Here is a 19,571-nt window from a genome sequence, read left to right as displayed (position 1 = left end):
GGTTTCGGGGTGGCGCGTCGTCACCGGGCGGCCCGTCGGACCGCGGCGCGCACGGAGCGGCCCGTGGGGGCGGGCGCGGGGCGCCGGGGGCCGGCGCCGCGGATCACCTGGCGGCCTTCCGGGCCGCGCGGCCCTGGGCGGCGATCGCCGAGCGGTACAGGTCCGCGGTGCCGATGGCCGCGCGGCGCCAGGTGAAGCGTTCCAGGACCCGTTCGCGCCCGGCCGCGCCGAGGCGGCCGCGCAGCGCCGGGTCGGCGAGGAGCCGGGTGAGGCCGGCGGCCAGCGCTCCCGCGTCACCGGGCGGCACCGCGAGGCAGGTTTCGCCGTCGGTGCCCGCGACCTCCGGAATGGCGCCGCCGGTCGTGGCGAGCAGCGGGGTGCCGGTGGCCATGGCCTCGGCCGCGGGCAGCGAGAAGCCCTCGTACAGCGACGGTACGCAGGCGATCTGCGCGGAGCGCACGAGGTCGACGAGTTCGGCGTCGGTGATGCCCTTGACGAACTCGACGGCGTGGCCGAGTCCGTACTTCTCGATGGCCTGGGCGACGGGTCCGTCCTCGGCGCGCCTGCCGACGACGACGAGGTGGGCGTCGGGGTGTTCGGCGCGCACCTTGGCGAGGGCCTCGACGAGGAAGACCAGGCCCTTGAGCGGAACGTCGGCGCTCGACGTGGTCACGATCCGGCCGGGGACTTCGGCGACGGCGGGGTCGGGCGACCACAGGGCGGTGTCGGCACCGATGTGCACGACCTCGATGCGGTCCTCGCGCACCCCGAGGTGGTCGACGATCTCGCCCTTGGAGGTGCCGGAGACGGTGAGCACGCTGGGCAGCCGGCGGGCCACCCGCTTCTGCATCTGCGTGAAGCCGTACCAGCGGCGCACGGAGAGGCGGCGCTTCCAGTCGGGGGCCGCGTCCAGTTCGAGCCCCCGGTCCACGGTGATGGGGTGGTGGATCGTGGTGACCAGGGGCGCGCCGAGGGCGCCGAGCAGCCCGTAGCCGAGCGTCTGGTTGTCGTGGACGACGTCGAACTCGCCGCGGCGGGCGGCCAGATGACGCCGGGCGCGGAGCGAGAAGGTGAGCGGCTCGGGGAAGCCGCCGGTGCGCATGGTGGCCACTTCGAGGTGGTCGATCCAGTCCCGGTACTCGTCCCGCGCGGGCGTGCGGAAGGGGTCGGGCGAGCGGTACAGGTCCATGCTGGGGAGCTCGGTGAGGGGAACGCCCTCGTCGAGCACGGGGTAGGGCTGGGCGCCGATCACCTCGACGTGGTGCCCGAGCCGGGCGAGTTCGCGCGAGAGGTGGCGGACGTAGACGCCCTGGCCGCCGCAGAACGGGTTCCCCTTGTAGGTCAGGAGCGCGATCCGCAGCGGGCCGTCGCCCGCACGGCCGGCGTCCCCGGTGCGGGGGCCTGCCTCTATGGCCTCAGCGGTCACTCGCGGCCCCCTTCATCACTGCGTTTCGCCGGAGCGTAACCGCTCGCGCTAATCTAGAACAAGTTCCAGACTTGATCCTTCTTGAGCGTGCTTCGCTCACTCAAGGAGCATCGAATCTACCGGCAGGTAGTGCGACTGTAAGGAGCGGATCAGGTGATTCGCGCCACGACGGGGCCCCTGCCATGCTGGGCCGCCGAAGACCGTGGCAGAGAACCGGACAAACGGAACGGTACACATGACAGCGGAAGTCAAGGCGGCCACCGCGGCCTCTCCTCCCCTGACGGAACGCCAGGAGGCGCGGCGCCGCCGCATCCTGCACGCGAGCGCCCAGCTGGCCAGCCGCGGCGGCTTCGACGCGGTGCAGATGCGTGAGGTGGCCGAGGCCGCGGGGGTCGCGCTCGGCACCTTGTACCGCTATTTCCCGTCCAAGATCCACCTGTTGGTCGCCACCATGCAGGACCAGTTGCAGCACATGCACAGCACGCTGCGCAAGCACCCGCCGTCCGGCGAGGCCTCGGCCGAGCGGGTGGCCGAAACTCTCATGCGGGCCTTCCGCGCGCTCCAGCGCGAGCCGCATCTGGCGGACGCGATGGTGCGGGCGCTCACCTTCGCGGACCGCTCGGTGAGCCCCGAGGTGGACACGGTCTCGCGGCAGACCACGGCGATCATCCTGGACGCGATGGGCCTCGACCATCCGACCCCGGAGCAGCTCTCGGCGGTCCGGGTCATCGAGCACACCTGGCACTCGGCCCTGATCACGTGGCTCTCGGGCCGGGCGTCCATCGCCCAGGTCAAGATCGACATCGAAACGGTGTGCAAACTGATCGACCTCACCACACCCCCACCCCGCTAGCCGCGGGCACGACCGCTCGACACCGGATCACCTACTAGGGGCGCGGGGCTGTGACATGTGCGCGGCTCCACCGCGACGTGCGCGACCGCTCGACACCGGATCACCTACTAGGGGCGCGGGGAACTGCGCGAGAAGCGGGCACGGTCCGCAGCCGAACCGGGGTTTTCAAGGGGCGCGGGGAACTGCGCGAGCAGCGGGCACGGACCGCAGCCGAACCGGGGTTTTCAAGGGGCGCGGGGAACTGCGCGAGAAGCGGGCACGGTCCGCACACGAAGGCGGGGTTCAGGGGCGCGGGGAACTGCGCGAGCAGCGGGCACGGACCGCACACGAAGGCGGGGTTCAGGGGCGCGGGGAACTGCGCGAGAAGCGGGCACGGTCCGCAGCCGAACCGGGGTTTTCAAGGGGCGCGGGGAACTGCGCGAGCAGCGGGCACGGACCGCACACGAAGGCGGGGTTCAGGGGCGCGGGGAACTGCGCGAGAAGCGGGCACGGTCCGCAGCCGAACCGGGGTTTTCAAGGGGCGCGGGGAACTGCGCGAGAAGCGGGCACGGTCCGCACACGAAGGCGGGGTTCAGGGGCGCGGGGAACTGCGCGAGCAGCGGGCACGGTTCAGGGCGAGAACCGGACGGCGGGGCCGGACGGCGGGGCCGGGTGGCGGGGCCGGGTGGCGCGCTCCCCCGGGCGGGGGCCGAGGCCGGGGTGAGGTGCTGGTGGGGAGGGGGGCCGGGACCGAACCGGGCCCCGCCGTATGCGCCCCGGCGGCGCGTACCGCGCCACTCGTGCGCGGGTGCGCGCCCCCAGTGCCCCCCACCGATCCGTTCGCCCGGCGCATGTCAGGGGTAACCGCCGCCCAGAATCGTTGCGTGCCCAACGAAGGCGCCGGTAGCGATCGACCTTGAGGGAGCTGGAAACGTGATCCGGGTACTTCTCGTGCACGACGCGTGTCTTTTGCGGTTGGCCCTGGCCGACCGCCTCGCACGCGAGCCCGACCTCGAAATCCACCACGCGGCATGGCGCGGCGCCCCGGCGCTGTCGCGATTATTGAGCCCGGACGTCTGCGCGGCCGACCTGGACTGTTCGGAGTCCTACGGAATCGCACCGCTCGGCGAACTGACCGGCTGCCGGCCCGGCACCGGCAAGAGCCGGCTCCTGGTCCTGGCCGACGCACACCGTCCGGGTCCCCTGAAGCGGGCGGCCGACGCCCAGGCCCGCGGCTACGTGGACAAGGGGGGCACGCCCGAGCAGCTCGTCCTCGCGATAAGACAGGTCGCCGAAGGGAAACGGTTCGTCGACGACTCGCTCGGGTTCAGTTTCCTCAGAGCCGCCGAAATGCCGCTCACCCGACGCGAGTTGAGCGTGCTCTCACTCGCCGCGGAGGGCGCCTCGGTCTCCGACATCGCCCTGCGGCTCCATCTTTCCAACGGCACCGTACGCAATTACATGGCCGCCATCACCCGCAAGACGGGGGCGCGCAACCGGGTCGACGCGATCAGAATCTCCCAGGGGGAGGGGTGGGTGTGAGGGCCCGTTTCCGGTGAGGTCGCGGTAGAACACGGAACGGGCGAGGAGCTCCTCGTGGGTGCCGAGTTCGGCACGGGCCCCGTCCATCAGCAGGACCCGGTCCGCACGCCGTGCCGATCCGGTGCGGTGGGCGACGATCACGAGGGTGCGCCCGGTGAAGGCCCGCTCCGCACGCGCCTCCGCGGCCGGATCCAGATGACAGGTCGCCTCGTCGAGCAGGACCAGCGGCGCGGGCGAGACATGGGCTCGGGCCAGGGCCAGGAGCTGCCGCTCGGCGTTGGACAGCGCGGCGGGATCGACCATGGCGTCGAGCCCGCCGATGCGGGTCAGCAGCGAACCCGCCCCCACCGCCCGCGCCGACGCCACCAAGGCCTCGTCGCACGGGAGTTGGGGGCTGAAGTAGCCGAGGTTCTCCCGGAGCGTGGCGGTGAAGACGTATGCCTCCTGCGGTACGAGCACCCGCTCGCAGCCGAGGGCCACCGTCCCGGCGTCCGGTCGCAGCACCCCGGCGATCAGGGCGAGCAGCGTCGACTTGCCGATGCCGCTCGGCCCCGCCACCGCGAGGCGTTCGCCGGCCGGCACGGCCAGGCCGAGCCGGTCGATGACGGGCGCGGCGCCCGGCCCGTACGCGAAGACGAGCCCGTTCAGGCGCACCGGCCACGCCCCGTCCGGGCTCGGCGGGTCGGCGGGGCGGCGCTCCTGCCCCGGGGTCAGCCGGCGCAGCACCACGGAGAGGCGGGCGCCGGAGGTGCCGAGGCCCTGCACCAGGGCCTGGAGGGCGGGCAGCAACGACTGGGTGAGGTAGGCGAGCGCGCCGGCCAGGCCGCCCGCGGTGACCCCGTGGCGCAGCAGCCAGGGCGGGGTGGCCAGGAGCAGCACCAGGGGCAGCCGTCCGCCGATGCCGACGGCGAACGTCCTGGCCGTGCCCCAGTACGCCAAGGAGCGCGCGGCGCGGTACTCGTCGTCGATGCGGGCCCCCGCGCCGGCGGCGGCCCGCTCCTGGGCGCCCGAGGCCGCGATGTCGCGCAACCCGCCCGCGATCAGGCCGAGTTCGGCGGCGAGACGCTCGTCGGCGGCGAGGAACTCCTCCTGGCGGCGGGCGAGCGGGCCGAGGGTGACGGCGAAGAGCAGCAGGCCCACGACCAGCGGGCCCCCGACCACGGCGAGCAGGGCGGGCGCGAGCGCGAAGAGGCCGATGAGGGCGCCCGCGGCGGTGAAGACGAAGGTGCGGGCGACCAGGACGAGCCCGGCGAGGGTGTCGCGGGCCAGCTCGACCTGCTGGGTGAGGCGGGACAGGGCCGCGTCGTCGGCCTCGCGCAGCCCGCGCGCCACCACGGCCCGGACGAGGTCGTCGCGTACGGGCTCCACGAACGCGGCGACGGCCCCGTAGACCCGGCGGGTGCCGAGGGCTCCGGCGAGGACGGCCACGGCGGCGGCCGCGAGCCAGCCGACACCGGTGGCGGCGCGGCCGGCGAGGAAGCCGTCGTCGAGCGCGCGGGCGAGGGCGAAGCCGAGGAGGAAGGTCTGGGCGGATTCGAGCAGCGACCATGCGGCCAGGCGCAGCAGCACCCGCTTGTGGCGCCCGAGCAGACTCATCAGCACGCCGCCTCGGCCTCCCCGAACACCGCGCGGTAGTCGGCGAGTCGATGCAGCTCGTGGTGGGGGGCGACGGCGCGCGGGCGGCCGTCCTCCAGCCACACCACCAGGTCGGCGCGGGCCGCGGTGGAGGCCTTCAGGGCGATGACGATCCGGGTGCCGCTGCCGTGCAGCAGCGCCTGGGAGATCTTGAGTTCGGTCGCGGAGTCGAGGCTTGAGGTCGCGTCGTCCAGGATGAGGAGTCGCCCGCGGTGCGCGAACGCCCGTGCCAGGCCGAGGCGTTGGCACTCGCCGCCGGAGAGCGGGGCGTCGGCGCAGGGCGTGGCGTAGCCGTCGGGCATCGTGCGGATGAAGTCGTCGGCGCAGGCGGCGCGGGCCGCCTCCCGCACCGCGGCGTCGCCCGGGTCGTGGGCACCGTAGGCGATGGTGGCGCCCACGGTGGCGCCGAGCAGGACGGGCCGGGCGAAGGCGTAGCCGACCTCGCGGCGCAGTTCGTCACGGGCGAGCGACGGCAGGGGTACGCCGTCGAGGGCGACCGTGCCGCGCTCGGGGTCGGCGAGCCGGCCCGCTACGGCGGCGAGCGCCGACTTGCCGCTGCCGGAGCGCCCGACGACGGCCACGACGGACCCGCCGGGCACGGTCAGGTCGAGACCGCGCAGCGGGCCGTGCGTCACCCCCCGGAGCCTCAACTCACCCGATCCTGTGGGGAGTCGGCCATTCCCGTACGTCGTGACGGGGGCGGCGGTCACGTCCTGGAGCCGGGCCAGCGCGGTGCGGCCGCGGGTCAGGGTGTTGACCATGCCGACCAGGGCGCCGGTGCCGGTGGCGAGCGCCGCGTAGCGCCAGGCGGCGAGGAGGCCGCCGACGCTCAGGTCGCCGCCCGCCACACGCAGTCCGGCGACGGCGAGGACCGTGAGCTGGAGCAGCGGCAGCAGCACCGCGGCCTGCGCGGTGGAGCGGCCGAGGACCTCCCACATGCGGTGGCCCTGGCGGGAAAGGTCGGGCAGCGGGGCAAGGATGCGCCGCGCGTCGCGTTCGGGGTGTCCGGCGGCGGCGATGGTGCGGGCGCCGCGCACCGCTTCGAGCAGCCGGCCCGCGATCTCGCCCTGCACGCGCAGATAGCCCGCGCTGCTGGCGCCGGAGCCGCGCACGAACACCTTCAGGAGCAGGGCGAACAGGGGCATTCCGGCGAGCACCACCACGGCGGTCAGCCAGTCGGTGAGCGCGAGGGCGACGAGGCCGCCGACCGGGGTGAGGACCGCGGCGACGGCGGCGGCGACGGAGACGGGCACGGTCGCGCCCTGTACCGCGTTGCCGGTGAGCCGTGCGACCAACTCGCCTTCCGAGCAAGCCTGTCGTGTTTCGGCGTCCAGGACGTGACCGAGGACGCGGCGGCGCAGCCAGGCGGCGCTGCGGGCGGTCGCGGTGGCGGTGACGGCCGATTCGAGGGCGCCGACGAGCACCGCGAGTACGGTGAGCGCGACACACCACGCGATCCAGGGGCCTGCCTGCGGCTGCCGTCCCGCGAGCACCAGGTCGAGCGCGCGGCCGAGCGCCGCGGGCAGGGCGAGCCCGGCGCCGGCGGAGGCGCAGCTCAGGATCAGGATCAGGGTGCCGGGGCCGGCGCTCTGCCGGATGGTTTCACGCAACAGCAAGGCGGCCTCCCGCGTGCGGCGGCCCCGGCCGGCGAGCGGTGCCGGGCGGGGCCGCGTCAATCACTGCTTCAGCGGATCAAGCAGGTGTCACAGGCAGAGCGACACGCTCGCGACGCTGTCACAGAGCAGCAGGCTCAGGGAGCTGCCGCCGCCGTGACCGCCGCCGTGGCCGCCGTCGCCCTCGTCGATGTCGAGCTCAACGTCGAGGTTCTGCAGGTCGAGAAGGGACATTGCTTTCTCCTTTGTCGGCGATCGTGCGGAACCGTCCGTGGGGACGGGGTGTTCAGCCCCGGATGGGGCCGTTCGTGGGGCCGCCCGGCGGGGCGGCGGGGAGGGGCGCCAGGAAGGGCAGTCCGACGGGCCGGTCGGCGAGGGCGGCGCCGAGTGCCAGGAGGCAGCCCGCCGTGCCGGTTCCGAGGTCCATGGACAGGCGCATCAACTGGTCGCCGGGAAAGGCGAGATGGCCTTCGTAGGGAAGCGCGAACCAGCCGAGGCCGCGGATCTGCTCGTCGGTCCACTCCCGTGGCGCCCCGGTCCTCGCGAGGTGGAGCACCATGCCGGCGCGCCCGTTGAAGAGGCCGGACTGCGCGTAGTACCGGGAGCGGGCGGCGGGCAGGATCTGCTCACGCGCCGTGCGGAACGCCTCGTCGGGCCGGTGGGCGAGGAAGTCGTCGAGGACGGCGGCGATGCCGACGCTGCCCCCGCCGAGGTAGGGAAGGGTCCGGGTGGTGTCGTTGACGACCAGGGTGCCGGACGGGTTGACGACGCAGCGGTCGAGGTCGCGGCGCAGTTCCTCGGCGGCCCGGTCGAGCAGCGCGGGGTCACCGGTGGACTCGTACAGGCGCAGGCAGAACAGGGCCGGCCCGGCGGCGCCGTGCAGCAGCCCGGCGCGGCGACCCTCGCCCGCGCGCTCGGCGAGCACGTCCGCGACCTCCAACGCCTGCTCCTTGAAGCCGAGTTGGTCGAGCACGAGGCCAAGACCGGCGAGTCCGCCGTGGAGTTCGGGGGCGAGTCGCTGCCATTTCTCGGCCAGGACGGTCTCGATCAGCTCGCGGGCCCGTTCGGTGTGGCCGAGCCGGTCGAGGACGTACGCGGCGCCGGCCAGCCCGTCGTAGAGGCCGAGCGGGCTCCCGGACGGCGGCGGGGCGGTGTGCGCGAGCAGCCACTGCTCGCCCTCGGGGTAGCGGGCGGCACCGGTCTCGGCGAGCGCGTACAGCACTCCGGCCGCGCCGTGGGCGAGGCCGAGGCCGCCGCCCGTGGCGAACTGGGCGATGTCGCCGGGGAAGAGCCGGTCGTCGCGCTCGGGGGTGGCGGAGGCGAGGATGGCGCGGGCCATGGAGTCCCGGCTCGCGGGCCAGTCGCCCGGCTCGAACCGCACCCGCCCGTGGCCCGGGGCGGCGGGAGCGCGCCCGGCGTCCGGCGCGGGCTCCCCCTCGATCACCCGGACCGCTTCGTCGAGGTAGCCGGCGGGCAGACCGGGGAACTGGGAGGCGGCGATCTCGGCGAGGTGGGCGGCCTTGGCGCGGTCGATGACCAGCAGGCTCGTCATCGGCACGAACAGCGCGATCCGCAGGCACGCCAGTGCGTAGCGGTCGACGTCGAAGCCCTTGCGGTCCAGGGGGGCGATGAAGCCGGGGTGGGCCATGGCCTGGCCGATGTGGTCGTCGACGGGCAGCGCCGCCTCGAAGTCGAGGAGCCGCACGCCCTGTTCGTCGGGGTCGACCATGATGTTGAACATGTGCAGGTCGTTGAAGACGATGCCGCACTCGTGCACGGCGGCCACCGCGTCCTCGGTCGCCGCCACGATGCGCAGCGCCCACCGGGTGTACTCGGCGATCGCGTCCGGGTCCGGATCGGCGCCGATGAGCGGGTGGCGGTAGGCGAAGAAGGAGTTGAGGGAGCGGCCTTCGAGGAAGTCCATGACGAGGAAGCGGTGCTCGCCGAGGGTGAACCAGTCGCGCACGGCGGGTGCGACACCGCTCCCCGCGACCTGCTCCAGGGCCGCTCTCTCCTGCTCCAGGCGGGCCACGGCGTCGGCGCCGTCCGCGGCGAGCCCGGCGTACGGCCGCGCTTCCTTCAGGACGACCTTCTCGCCGGTGCGGGTGTCGGTCCCGGCGTAGACGCCGCCTCCGTTGGAGAAGTGCAGGGCGCGCTCGATGCGGTAGGGCAGGTCACCGGTGCCGGTCGCGTTGCGGGCCGCGAGGTGCGGCGCGAGGAACTCGGGCAGCGCGACCCACTCGGGAAGATGGAAGACGGGGTCGCGGCGGTCGGGCACGAGCACCCCGTCGGCGTTCTCGATCGCCGTGACCAGGACGCCGTTCCTGTCGACGCAGTGCCGCTTGGTGAAGCCGCCGTAGCGGACGTAGAGGGGGCCCTGGCCCCAGCGCAGATCGCTGAGGACGTACGGCCCCGGCTCGCCTTCGAGCAGGGCGCCCAACTCTTCGAGTATGAGCTGGAACTGGGCGTCGTCGGCCGGGTAGATCGTGACGAACTTGCCGCTGGAGCCGCGTCCCGCGTACTTGGAGTTGCGCAGGTGCAGCGGCCGGCGTCCCGGCACGAACTTGAACGGGACGGCCCGCGGGACGCAGTAGTCCCACACGATCTGCGCGATCTTCTCGGCGTTGCCGAGACAGGCGGATATGTGGATCTTCCAGCCCTGCTGCGGCATCGGTCTGCGGCCGGGTATGCCGTCCGGATTGAAGTGCAGCCAGTCGCCGGAGAGTTGGGAGGTCCAGCCCTGCGGGGCGGGGCGCTCGGCCAGCTCGAAGAGCGGCACACGGGCACCGGTGCGCGAGGAGGACAAGCGGTCCGGGGTCTCGTAGAAATATCTGTCCGCCAGACAGAAGACCTCGTACCGCTTGTCCATCGTGCCTCCCCCTCGATGTCATCACATCGAGTTGGTGCTCCCCCCTCGACGGCGTGGCCATGACTTTTCCACGCCGCCGACGGACCGGGACAGTCACGCCTGTCATGAGGTCACCATGCGCTACGCATGGATCAACCTGTGTTCGCAGAGCTCGAACAGAGGGGGCCGGGTGGTGCTCGCGCGGGGTACTCGAGGGGCGTTCACCGGGGGCTGACCCCGGCTCAGTCCTCGGGCGGGAAGACGGTTTCGCGGGAGTCGAGCAGGGTGATCAGGATGGCCTCGACCGGGCAGCCCTCGGCGGCGGCCAGGACCTTCTCGTTGGCGTCCGTGTCGGCGGTACGCGGATGGGACTGGCGCGCGGTGTCGAGCTCGAAGCCGTCGGGTGCGTGGTTGACGCACATGCCCGAGCCGATGCACACGCCCCGGTCGACCTCGATGTGCCAGCGGTCGCCCATCACTCGCCTCCGTGTCCGGCGGGAAGGTGGATCATCTTGTGTTCCAGGTACTCGCCGAATCCCTCGGGCCCGAACTCCCGTCCCACACCGGAGGACTTGTAGCCGCCGAACGGGCCGAGCATGTCCAGGCTGAAGGTGTTGACGTTGAAGGTCCCGGTCCGCACCCGGCGCCCGAAGTCGATGCCGTGCTCGACGTCGCCGGTCCACACGCTGCCGCTGAGCCCGTAGTCGGAGTCGTTGGCGATCCGGAGCGCCTCGGCCTCGTCCCCGTACGGCAGCAGGCAGATGACCGGCCCGAAGATCTCCTCGCGGGCGATGCGCATGGTGTTGTCGACCCCGCCGAACAGGGTCGGCTCCACGTACCAGCCGTGGTCGAGTCCGGCCGGCCGGCCGCCCCCGCTGAGGATCTTGGCGCCCTCCTCCTGCCCGATCCGGATGTAGTCGAGCGAGCGGCGCTGCTGCCGCTCGGCGACGAGCGGTCCGACCTGGGTGGCCGCGTCCATCGGGTCCCCGACGACGAGCGCGCCCGCGGCCGCGGCGAACGCCTCGGCGAACTCGTCGTAGCGGGCCCGCGGCGCGAGGATGCGGGTCTGGGCCACACAGGCCTGCCCGTTGTTCATCCAGGCCGCCGGCACCACACCCGCGACGGTCGCCTCCAGGTCGGCGTCGGGAAGGATCACGGCGGCCGACTTGCCGCCGAGCTCCAGGGTGACGCGGGTGAGGTTGCGCGCGGCGACCTCCATCACGCGCTTGCCGGCCGCGACGGATCCGGTGAAGGCCACCTTGTCGACGCCGGGGTGTCCGACGAGGTACTCGCTGACCTCGCGGTCCGCGGGCAGGATCGACAGGACGCCCTCGGGAAGCCCGGCCTCGGCGGCGATCTCGCCGAGGATGTAGGAGTCGAGCGGCGTCTCGGGCGACGGCTTGAGGACCACCGAGCAGCCGGTGAGGAGCGCGGGGGCGAGCTTGGCCGCGGCCACGAACTGGGGCACGTTCCACGGCACCACGGCCGCCACGACGCCGACCGGCTCGCGCCGCACGAGGAGCGGGCCGAGCGCGCCCGACCGCCTTTCCTCGTACGGGAATTGGCGTGCGACGGTGATGGCCGAGTCCCACACCATCATCGCGCCGAGCGCCTGGGCGAGCACGCTCCAGGAGTACGGCGACCCGTTCTGCGAGCTGATCGACCGGGCGATCTCCTCGTGCCGCGCCAGGATCGCGTCCTTGATCCGCGACACCACCTCGATGCGCTCCTCGGGCGTGGCCCGCGCCCAGGGCCCGGTGTCGAAGGAGGTGCGCGCGGCGGCCACGGCCCGGTCCACGTCGGCCCGGCTCGCGTGGGGTACGCGACCGATGACCTGCTCGGTGTGGGGCGAGATCACCTCGATGACGTCGGAACCGAGGGGGTCGGTCAACTCCCCGCCGATGAACAGCTGTCCGTGTTCCACGAGCTCGGTCATGCCTGGTGCCTCCTGCGGCGCGGGCTTGGCTGGGGCTGGGGCTGGTGCTGGGTTTGGCTGGGCTGGGTTTGGCTGGGCTGGGCTTGGCTGGACTGGGCTCGGCTGGGCTGGGTTGGGGAGCCCCGTTTGGGGGGACCTGACTCTGTTTCAGAACTGATACCAGTTCTAGTTCCAGGAGTCCACGGCTGGAACGGCCGGAGCGGGCCGGAGCGGGGCCGCGATGGAGGCGCTCGGCGCGGCGCGGCAGGGACTCCCCGCGAAAACGGGGCACCGGGAAGTTGCGTGACCGAGGCGACCACTGAAACCAGTTCTAGTTATAGTGACCGCAAGGGCGGGCCGCCGGACGCGCACCCCGGGGGAGTTTCGCCGCGAGCCCCACAGAGACGAGGACTCCATGCCGCAGGAGCCAGCCGAGCCTCAGGTGAGCGACCACGGAGGCGGAGTCCACTCCATCAAGGTGCCCATCCCGGACAACCCGCTCGGCCACACCCTGGTCCATCTCGTCGACACCGACCGGGGCCCGGTGCTCGTCGACACCGGGTGGGACGACCCGGCCTCCTGGGACACCCTCGCCGCGGGGCTGCGCGCCCTCGGTACGGACGTCTCCGCCGTTCACGGTGTGGTCATCACCCACCACCATCCCGACCACCACGGCCTCTCCGGCCAGGTCAGGGACGCCTCGGGCGCCTGGATCGCGATGCATCCCGCCGACACCGCAGTCGTACGCCGCACCCGCGAGGCCGAACCGGGCGTCTGGCTCGACTACTTGTGCGCCAAGCTCGCGGCGGTCGGGGCGCCCGACGAGCACCTCGCCCCCCTGCGCGGGGCCCGCGCCTCCGGGCGGGGGCGGGCCCTGCCCGGACTCCGGGCGGCGCTGCCCGACCGCGAGATCGTGCCGGGCGAGCTGCTGCCGCTCGCCGGGCGCCGGCTCCGCGCGATCTGGACGCCGGGGCACACGCCGGGCCACGTCTGCCTCCACCTGGAGGAGGAGCACCCGGCTCAACTCCCGGGCAACGGGCGCATGTTCAGCGGCGATCACCTACTGCCCGGCATCACCCCGCACATCGGCCTGTACGAGGACCCCGACGACGCGGCCGGGGCCGACCCGCTCGGCGACTACCTCGACTCCCTCGAACGCGTCGGCCGCCTCGGGGTCGCCGAGGTGCTGCCCGCGCACCAGCATCCGTTCACGGAGCCGGGGGTGCGGGTGGCCGAGTTGCTGGCCCATCACGAGGACCGCCTCAGCGACCTGCTGACCCTGCTGTCCACGCCGCTCACCCCGTGGCAGCTGGCCGAGCGCATGGAGTGGAACCGGCCCTGGGAGCAGATCCCGTACGGCTCGCGCACGATCGCCGTCTCCGAGGCGGAGGCGCATGTCCGGAGGCTGGAGAAGCTGGGACGGGTCGAGCGGGTCGAGGGGGCGGGGGGCGGGGTCACCCGATACCGGTCCCTATGACGAGCCCCGCCCGACCCCCTGGGGCTCCGCCCCAGACCCCGTATCGCGCCCAAACGGCACTCGTCCTCAGACTCCCCCAAGCCCTCAAGGGCCAGGGGCACCCCCATGACGGGCTGAGGGTGCCCCTGCTGAGCCCCGTCAGGGACGCAGGGCTGCGACATTGCGCGGCTCCGCCGCGATAGGCGCGAGCCATCCGACCCCGGGTGCCCTACAAGGGGCGCGAGGAACTGCGCGGGAGGCGAGCACGGTCCGCAGACGAAAGGCGGGGTCAAGGGGCGCGGGGAACTGCGCGAACGCCCCCCACCCTCACACCGGTAAGGTGAACGCATCGTCGTCATGCCCCGTACGGGGGAAAGCCGGTGCAAACCCGGCGCTGACCCGCAGCCGTGAACCACCGCACACCCCGGTGGCAGCCGGAACGCCCCGTCACCGCATGACCGGCTCACGCGTCACCCGCACACCGCAGGTGACCGGCACCGTCGAGGTATACGGAGCCGAGCCGGGTGCAGCGTGCACCCGTGCCCGCGCTCCCCCGCAGGAGAGGCACCGCCCGCCATGACCGTACGCCGCTGCGCCGCAGCAATCGCCGCAGCCACCGCCGTCCTCGGCGCAGCCGCCCCGGCCGCCGTCGCCGACGCCGTGCCGTCCCCCGCGGCGGTCCCGCCGGGCCTCTACGGCACGAAGGACCCCCAGTACGACGGAGTCTTCCGGCAGTCCCTCGCCTTCCTCGCCCAGGAGAAGGCCGCCGTCACCCCCGCCGACCAGGCGGTCGGCTGGCTCGCCGGGCAGCAGTGCGCCGACGGCTCCTTCATGGCGTTCCGCGTCGACACCGCCAAGGCGTGCGACGCGACGAAGCTGGACACCAACGCCACCTCCGCCGCCGTACAGGCACTCGTCGCGGTGGGCGGTCACACCGACGCCGTCACGAAGGGCGTCGCCTGGCTGAAGTCGGTGCAGCAGGACGACGGCGGCTGGCCGTACACCCCGGGCGCGGGCGGCAGCGACGCCAACTCCACGGCCATTGTGATCGGCGCGCTGGCCGCCGCCGGCGACAAGCCCGCCGCCGTGAAGTCGGCCAAGGGCGGAAAGTCCCCCTTCGACGCGCTGCTCACCTTCGCGCTGCCGTGCGACGACCCCGCCGGCGCGGGCGCCTTCGCCTTCCAGCCCGACCCCAAGACGCAGAAGCTGTACGCCAACGCCGATGCGACCGCCGCCGCCGTGACCGGCTCCCTCGGCAAGGGCCTCACCGCCACCGCGGGCACCCCCGACACCAAGGGCACGGCCTGCGAGAAGGCCGCCACTCCCGAGCAGGGCGCGCACAACGGGGCCGCCTACCTCGCCAGGACGCTGGCCCCGACCGGCTTCCTGAAGTCCGCCATGCCGGGCGCCACCGACCAGCCCGACGTCGGCAACACGGCCGACGCGGTCGTCGCGCTCGCCGCGGCGGGCCTGCCGGACCAGGCGAAGAAGTCCGCCGACTGGCTCTCCAAGAACGCCGGCGCCTGGGCCAAGGAGAACGGCCCGGCCGCCTACGCCCAGCTCGTCCTCGCCGCCGACGCGACCGGCGCCGACCCGAGGCACTTCGGCGGCGCCGACCTCGTCCAGGCCCTCAACGCCACCGGCCCCGCCCCCAAGGCGGCCTCCTCGTCGGCGTCCGCCACCGAGAAGAAGGACGACGCGAAGAAGGACGACAAGAGCGACGACGGCATCTCCGTCTGGTGGATCGTGGGCGTCGGTCTCGTCGCCGGCATCGGCGTCGGCTTCCTGATCAGCGGCCGCAAGAAGAACCAGCACCTGTGATGCGGACGCGACTCGCTTCGGCGGCCGCGCTGCTCCTCACCCTGGTGGCGCTGGCCGCCGGGACGGGATCGGCCCAGGCCGCCGGCTACCGCTACTGGTCGTTCTGGGACCAGACCGGCGACGCCTGGACGTACGCCACCCAGGGCCCGGCATCCGCGCACCCCGGCGACGGCTCGGTGGAGGGCTTCCGTTTCGCGGTGAGCGCGGACTCGGCCGACGCCACCAAGCCGCGTTCGGCGCCGTCCTTCGAGGCGGTGTGCGGTGCGACGCCGACCAAGGACGGCACCAAGCGGGTCGCGCTCGTCATCGACTTCGGTACGCCGCAGGACGCCGCCCAGGGCGACACCCCGCCCGCACCGCGCACCGCCTGCGCCCAGGTTCCCCCGGACGCCACCACGGCGGACGCCCTCGCCGCCGTCGCCAAGCCGCTCCGCTACAACAGCGCGGCCCTGCTGTGCGCGATCGGCGGGTACCCGCACACGGGCTGTGGCGAGCAGGTGGGCGACACGGCCGGAAAGCCCGAACCGGCCAAGCAGACCGACGACGGCGGCTCCGGCCCCTCGGTGGGCCTCCTGGCCGGAGTGGCCGCGGTCCTCGCCCTGGGCGCGGCGGCGGTCTGGCAGTCCCGCCGCCGCAGGAACTGACCCCCGCCATGCCCCCCACCCCGAACGACCCCCCACCGCCCCCCGGCCGCCCGAGCCGCAGGCTCACTCCCTTCGAGGCCCCGAGCACCTCCACCACAAGCCGCAGGCTCATCCCCTGGGGAGCCCCGGGCGCCCCCACTCCGCGCCGCAGGCTCACCGCTCCGGTGGCCGCCCGGAGCAACGCCGTGCACCCCGGGGCCTGGTGGCTCTGGGCGCTCGGTCTCGCCACGGCCGCGTCGCGCACGAACAATCCCCTCCTGCTCGGCCTCCTCGTCGGCGTCGCCGGCTACGTCGTGGCGGCCCGGAAGACCGACGCCCCCTGGGCCCGGTCCTACACCGCGTTCATCAAGATCGGCCTGTTCGTCGTCGGCATCCGTCTCGTCTTCAACCTGGTCCTCGGCTCGCCGATCCCCGGCAGCCACACCCTCTTCACGCTCCCCCAACTCCCGCTCCCCGACTGGGCGAAGGGCATCCGCGTGGGCGGCCGGGTCACGGCGGAGGGCATGCTCTTCGCCCTGTACGACGGCGCGAGGCTCGCCACCCTGCTGATCTGCGTGGGCGCGGCGAACGCGCTCGCCAACCCCGCCCGTCTCCTCAAGTCGCTGCCCGGCGCCCTGTACGAGGCCGGCGTCGCCGTGGTCGTCGCCATGACGTTCGCGCCGAACATGGTCGCCGACGTCGTACGGCTGCGTACCGCGCGAAGGCTGCGCGGCCGTCCCACCGGCGGCATCAGGGCGATCGCGCAGATCGGCCTGCCGGTGCTGGAAGGCGCCCTGGAGCGCTCGGTCGCCGTCGCCGCCTCGATGGACGCCCGTGGCTACGGCCGCAGCGCCCGGGTCCCCGCCGCCGTTCGCCACACCACCACCGTCCTCACCCTGGGCGGCCTGCTCGGCGTGTGCGCGGGGACGTACGGGCTGCTCGCCTCCGAGGGCGCGGGCTACGGCGTGCCCGTACTGCTCGGCGGACTGCTCGCCTGCCTCGCCGGGCTGCGCCTCGGCGGCCGCCGCCAGATCCGCACCCGCTACCGCCCCGACCGCTGGGGAGCGCGGTCCTGGCTCGTGGCCGGTTCGGGCGTGACCGTCGCCGCGCTGACCGTGTGGGCGGGTACATACGCCCCCGACGCGCTGACCCTCGGCGTCGTGCCGCTGACCGCGCCGGGCCTGCCGCTGTGGCCCGCCCTTTCGCTGCTCGCCGGCCTGCTCCCGGCGTTCGTCGCGCCCGTACCTCCCAAGGAGTCGCAGTGATCCGGTTCGAGAACGTGTCGGTCACGTACGACGCCGCCGACGAGCCGACCGTACGCGGCGTCGAACTGGCCGTTCCCGAAGGGGAGTTGGTCCTGTTGATCGGCCCGTCCGGGGTCGGCAAGTCGACGCTGCTCGGTACGGTCTCCGGGCTCGTCCCGCACTTCACCGGCGGCACCCTGCGCGGCCGGGTGACCGTGGACGGCCGCGACACCCGCACCCACAAGCCGCGCGAACTCGCCGATCTGGTCGGCACGGTGGGCCAGGACCCGCTCGCCCACTTCGTCACCGACACCGTGGAGGACGAACTCGCCTACGGAATGGAGTCGTTGGGGCTCGCGCCCGCGGTGATGAGGCGCCGCGTCGAGGAGACCCTCGACCTGCTGGGCCTCGCGGAGCTGCGCGACCGTCCGATCGCCACCCTCTCCGGCGGCCAGCAGCAGCGCGTCGCGATCGGCTCGGTGCTCACCCCGCACCCGAAGGTGCTGGTCCTGGACGAGCCGACCTCGGCTCTCGACCCGGCCGCGGCGGAGGACGTCCTGTCCGTCCTGCAACGCCTGGTACACGACCTCGGCACGACGGTCCTGCTCGCCGAGCACCGCCTGGAACGGGTGGTCCAGTACGCCGACCAGGTCATCCTGCTGCCCGCTCCCGGCGCTCCGCCGGTGATGGGAACCCCCGCCGACATCATGCGCGTCTCCCCCGTGCACCCCCCGGTGGTGGCCCTGGGTCACCTGGCGGGCTGGTCGCCCCTCCCCCTGTCCGTCCGGGACGCCCGCCGCCTGGCCGCCCCCCTGCGCGAGCGGCTCTCGGCCCACACCCCCCGGCCGGCCTCCGTCACCCCGAGCGCCCCCCGCTCCGGCGCCACCCCCCACACCCGGCGTTCAGCCGAGAAACGCACCCTGGCCACCCTCTTCCGCCGCCCCCCGGCCACCGCGACCACGCCCACCACCACCGCGACGGTCAGCGCCCTCGGAGTGCGCCGCGGCCGCGTGGAGGCCTTGCGCCACGTGGACCTCGCCGTCGCCCCGGGCGAGACCATCGCCCTGATGGGCCGCAACGGGGCCGGCAAGTCCACGCTGCTCAGCACTCTCGTCGGCATGATCGAGCCCACCGCCGGCTCGGTCACCGTGGGCGGCCGCACCCCTCACCGCACGTCGCCGCGCGAACTGATCCGCGAGGTCGGCCTCGTACCGCAGGAACCGCGGGACCTGTTGTACGCCGACACCGTGGCCGCCGAGTGCGCCGCCGCGGACGAGGACGCGGGCGCCGCCCCCGGCCGCTGCCGCGCGCTCGTCTCCGAGCTGCTGCCGGGCGTGGCGGACGACACCCATCCCCGCGACCTGTCCGAGGGGCAGCGTCTCGCCCTCGCCCTCGCCATCGTGCTGACCGGCCGCCCTCCCCTTCTCCTCCTCGACGAGCCGACCCGCGGCCTCGACTACGCGGCGAAGGCCCGCCTGATCGCGGTGCTGCGGGTGCTCGCCGCGGAGGGGCACGCCATCGTTCTCGCCACGCACGACGTGGAGCTGGCCGCCGAGCTCGCCCATCGCGTGGTGATCCTCGCGGGAGGCGAGGTCGTCGCGGACGGCCCGACCGCCGAGGTGGTCGTCTCCTCGCCCGCGTTCGCCCCGCAGGTCGCCAAGGTGCTCGCGCCGCAGCACTGGCTGACCGTCCCGCAAGTCCGCGAGGCCCTGTCGTGACACGCAACACGAAACGCACCACAAGCCCCTCGCGTCCCGCCGACGCCTCCCGTTCTGCCGACGTCTCCCGTTCCGCCAGCCCCATCCGCCCGATCCGCCCCGTCCGTCTGGGCCCGCGCGCGATCGCGGCCCTCTCCGTCATCACCCTCATCGGCATCGCGGCCTTCGGCTGGCCGCTGCTCGCCGACGCGGACTCGGGGCTCGCGCACGCGCGGGACGCCCCCTGGCTCTTCGCCGCGCTCCTCCCGCTCCTGGTGGGTGTGGTGGTCGCCACCATCGCCGACGACGGCCTGGACGCGAAGGCCGTCGCGATGCTCGGAGTGCTGGCCGCGGTGGGCGCCGCGCTGCGTCCCCTGGGGGCGGGCACCGCCGGCCTGGAGCCGATGTTCTTCCTGATGGTGCTGAGCGGCCGGGTGCTCGGCCCGGGGTTCGGGTTCGTGCTGGGCTCGGTGACGATGTTCGCCTCGGCTCTGCTGACCGGCGGGGTCGGGCCGTGGATGCCGTTCCAGATGCTGGCGATGGGTTGGTTCACGATGGGGGCCGGGCTGCTGCCGGGGCCGCACCGGCTGCGCGGCCGGGCCGAGACGGCCCTGCTCGCCCTGTACGGCGCGCTGGCGTCCTTCGCGTACGGGACGGTCATGAACCTCCAGGGCTGGACTTTCATCGGCGGCATGTCGTCGGGCATCTCCTTCCACCCGGGCGACCCGCTGCACGACAACCTGGTGCGCTTCTTCGCGTACTGCGCGGCCACCTCGCTCGGCTGGGACCTGGGGCGCGCGGCGCTCACGGTGGTGCTGACGCTGGCGCTCGGCGCGACGGTGCTCAAGGCGCTGCGCAGGGCCACACGGCGGGCCGCCTTCGAGGCCCAGGTCACATTCGAGGCCTGAAAAGGGTCCCG

14 protein-coding genes and 1 pseudogene are annotated in these 19,571 nt (G+C 73.7%); 8 read left to right on the top strand and 7 right to left on the bottom strand.

What is annotated here, in order from left to right; all coding sequences use genetic code 11:
- Positions 1-103: 103 nt before the first annotated feature.
- Positions 104-1,426, bottom strand: a complete 1,323-nt coding sequence (locus OG432_RS24945; protein WP_328313190.1) for a glycosyltransferase family 4 protein — start codon at positions 1,424-1,426, stop codon at positions 104-106.
- A gap of 235 nt (positions 1,427-1,661) precedes the next feature.
- Between OG432_RS24945 and OG432_RS24940 the strand changes: the two genes are divergently transcribed.
- Positions 1,662-2,279: a TetR family transcriptional regulator gene (locus tag OG432_RS24940; protein ID WP_328313189.1), complete on the top strand. Its 618-nt coding sequence runs from the start codon at positions 1,662-1,664 to the stop codon at positions 2,277-2,279.
- A 912-nt stretch (positions 2,280-3,191) separates the two neighbouring features.
- Positions 3,192-3,800, top strand: coding sequence for a response regulator transcription factor (locus OG432_RS24935; RefSeq protein WP_328313188.1), 609 nt, complete (start codon positions 3,192-3,194; stop codon positions 3,798-3,800).
- Positions 3,801-4,013: 213 nt separating this feature from the next.
- Here the strand turns inward: OG432_RS24935 and OG432_RS24930 are convergent.
- From OG432_RS24930 to OG432_RS24905, 6 genes and pseudogenes are all read right to left on the bottom strand, one after another.
- Positions 4,014-5,396, bottom strand: a pseudogene (locus OG432_RS24930) (ATP-binding cassette domain-containing protein); the annotation flags it as partial.
- Complete coding sequence (locus OG432_RS24925) at positions 5,396-7,051, bottom strand: ABC transporter ATP-binding protein (protein ID WP_328313187.1); 1,656 nt, start codon at positions 7,049-7,051, stop codon at positions 5,396-5,398. The pseudogene OG432_RS24930 and the gene OG432_RS24925, both read right to left, overlap by 1 nt.
- A gap of 87 nt (positions 7,052-7,138) precedes the next feature.
- Positions 7,139-7,282 carry a SapB/AmfS family lanthipeptide gene (locus OG432_RS24920; RefSeq protein ID WP_328313186.1) on the bottom strand — a complete coding sequence of 48 codons (144 nt, stop codon included), beginning with the start codon at positions 7,280-7,282 and terminating at the stop codon, positions 7,139-7,141.
- Positions 7,283-7,334: 52 nt separating this feature from the next.
- Entirely contained in the window at positions 7,335-9,917 is a 2,583-nt protein-coding gene (gene lanKC / locus OG432_RS24915; RefSeq protein ID WP_328313185.1) for a class III lanthionine synthetase LanKC, read from the bottom strand.
- A gap of 221 nt (positions 9,918-10,138) precedes the next feature.
- Positions 10,139-10,372: a ferredoxin gene (locus OG432_RS24910; protein WP_328313184.1), complete on the bottom strand. Its 234-nt coding sequence runs from the start codon at positions 10,370-10,372 to the stop codon at positions 10,139-10,141.
- Positions 10,372-11,832, bottom strand: a complete 1,461-nt coding sequence (locus OG432_RS24905) for an aldehyde dehydrogenase (RefSeq protein ID WP_328313183.1) — start codon at positions 11,830-11,832, stop codon at positions 10,372-10,374. Before OG432_RS24905 ends, OG432_RS24910 begins: the two co-directional genes overlap by 1 nt.
- Positions 11,833-12,226: 394 nt before the next feature.
- Here OG432_RS24905 and OG432_RS24900 point away from each other — a divergent pair, with 394 nt between their 5' ends.
- The 6 genes from OG432_RS24900 (at position 12,227) to OG432_RS24875 (ending at position 19,560) form a co-directional block, all read left to right on the top strand.
- Positions 12,227-13,288, top strand: coding sequence for an MBL fold metallo-hydrolase (locus tag OG432_RS24900; protein ID WP_328313182.1), 1,062 nt, complete (start codon positions 12,227-12,229; stop codon positions 13,286-13,288).
- Positions 13,289-13,843: 555 nt separating this feature from the next.
- Positions 13,844-15,088 (top strand): prenyltransferase/squalene oxidase repeat-containing protein, encoded by a 1,245-nt coding sequence (locus tag OG432_RS24895; RefSeq protein ID WP_328313181.1) that lies wholly within the window; start codon positions 13,844-13,846, stop codon positions 15,086-15,088.
- Positions 15,088-15,732 carry an SCO2322 family protein gene (locus OG432_RS24890; protein WP_328313180.1) on the top strand — a complete coding sequence of 215 codons (645 nt, stop codon included), beginning with the start codon at positions 15,088-15,090 and terminating at the stop codon, positions 15,730-15,732. Before OG432_RS24895 ends, OG432_RS24890 begins: the two co-directional genes overlap by 1 nt.
- Positions 15,733-15,740: 8 nt before the next feature.
- A complete protein-coding gene (locus OG432_RS24885) occupies positions 15,741-16,976 on the top strand; it encodes an energy-coupling factor transporter transmembrane component T (RefSeq protein ID WP_328313179.1) in 1,236 nt (411 codons plus the stop codon).
- The gene (locus OG432_RS24880; RefSeq protein WP_328313178.1) at positions 16,973-18,673 is read left to right on the top strand and encodes an ABC transporter ATP-binding protein; all 1,701 of its coding nucleotides are present in this window, start codon (positions 16,973-16,975) and stop codon (positions 18,671-18,673) included. The genes OG432_RS24885 and OG432_RS24880 overlap by 4 nt, the downstream gene beginning before the upstream one ends.
- An 83-nt stretch (positions 18,674-18,756) precedes the next feature.
- On the top strand, positions 18,757-19,560 hold the full coding sequence (locus tag OG432_RS24875; RefSeq protein ID WP_328315226.1) for an ECF transporter S component: 804 nt from the start codon (positions 18,757-18,759) through the stop codon (positions 19,558-19,560).
- The last annotated feature ends 11 nt before the right edge of the window (positions 19,561-19,571 follow it).

Origin of the sequence: Streptomyces sp. NBC_00442 (genome assembly GCF_036014195.1) — a bacterium.
In the GTDB taxonomy this organism is placed as follows: domain Bacteria; phylum Actinomycetota; class Actinomycetes; order Streptomycetales; family Streptomycetaceae; genus Streptomyces.
This window is presented reverse-complemented; position numbering and strand designations above follow the sequence as displayed.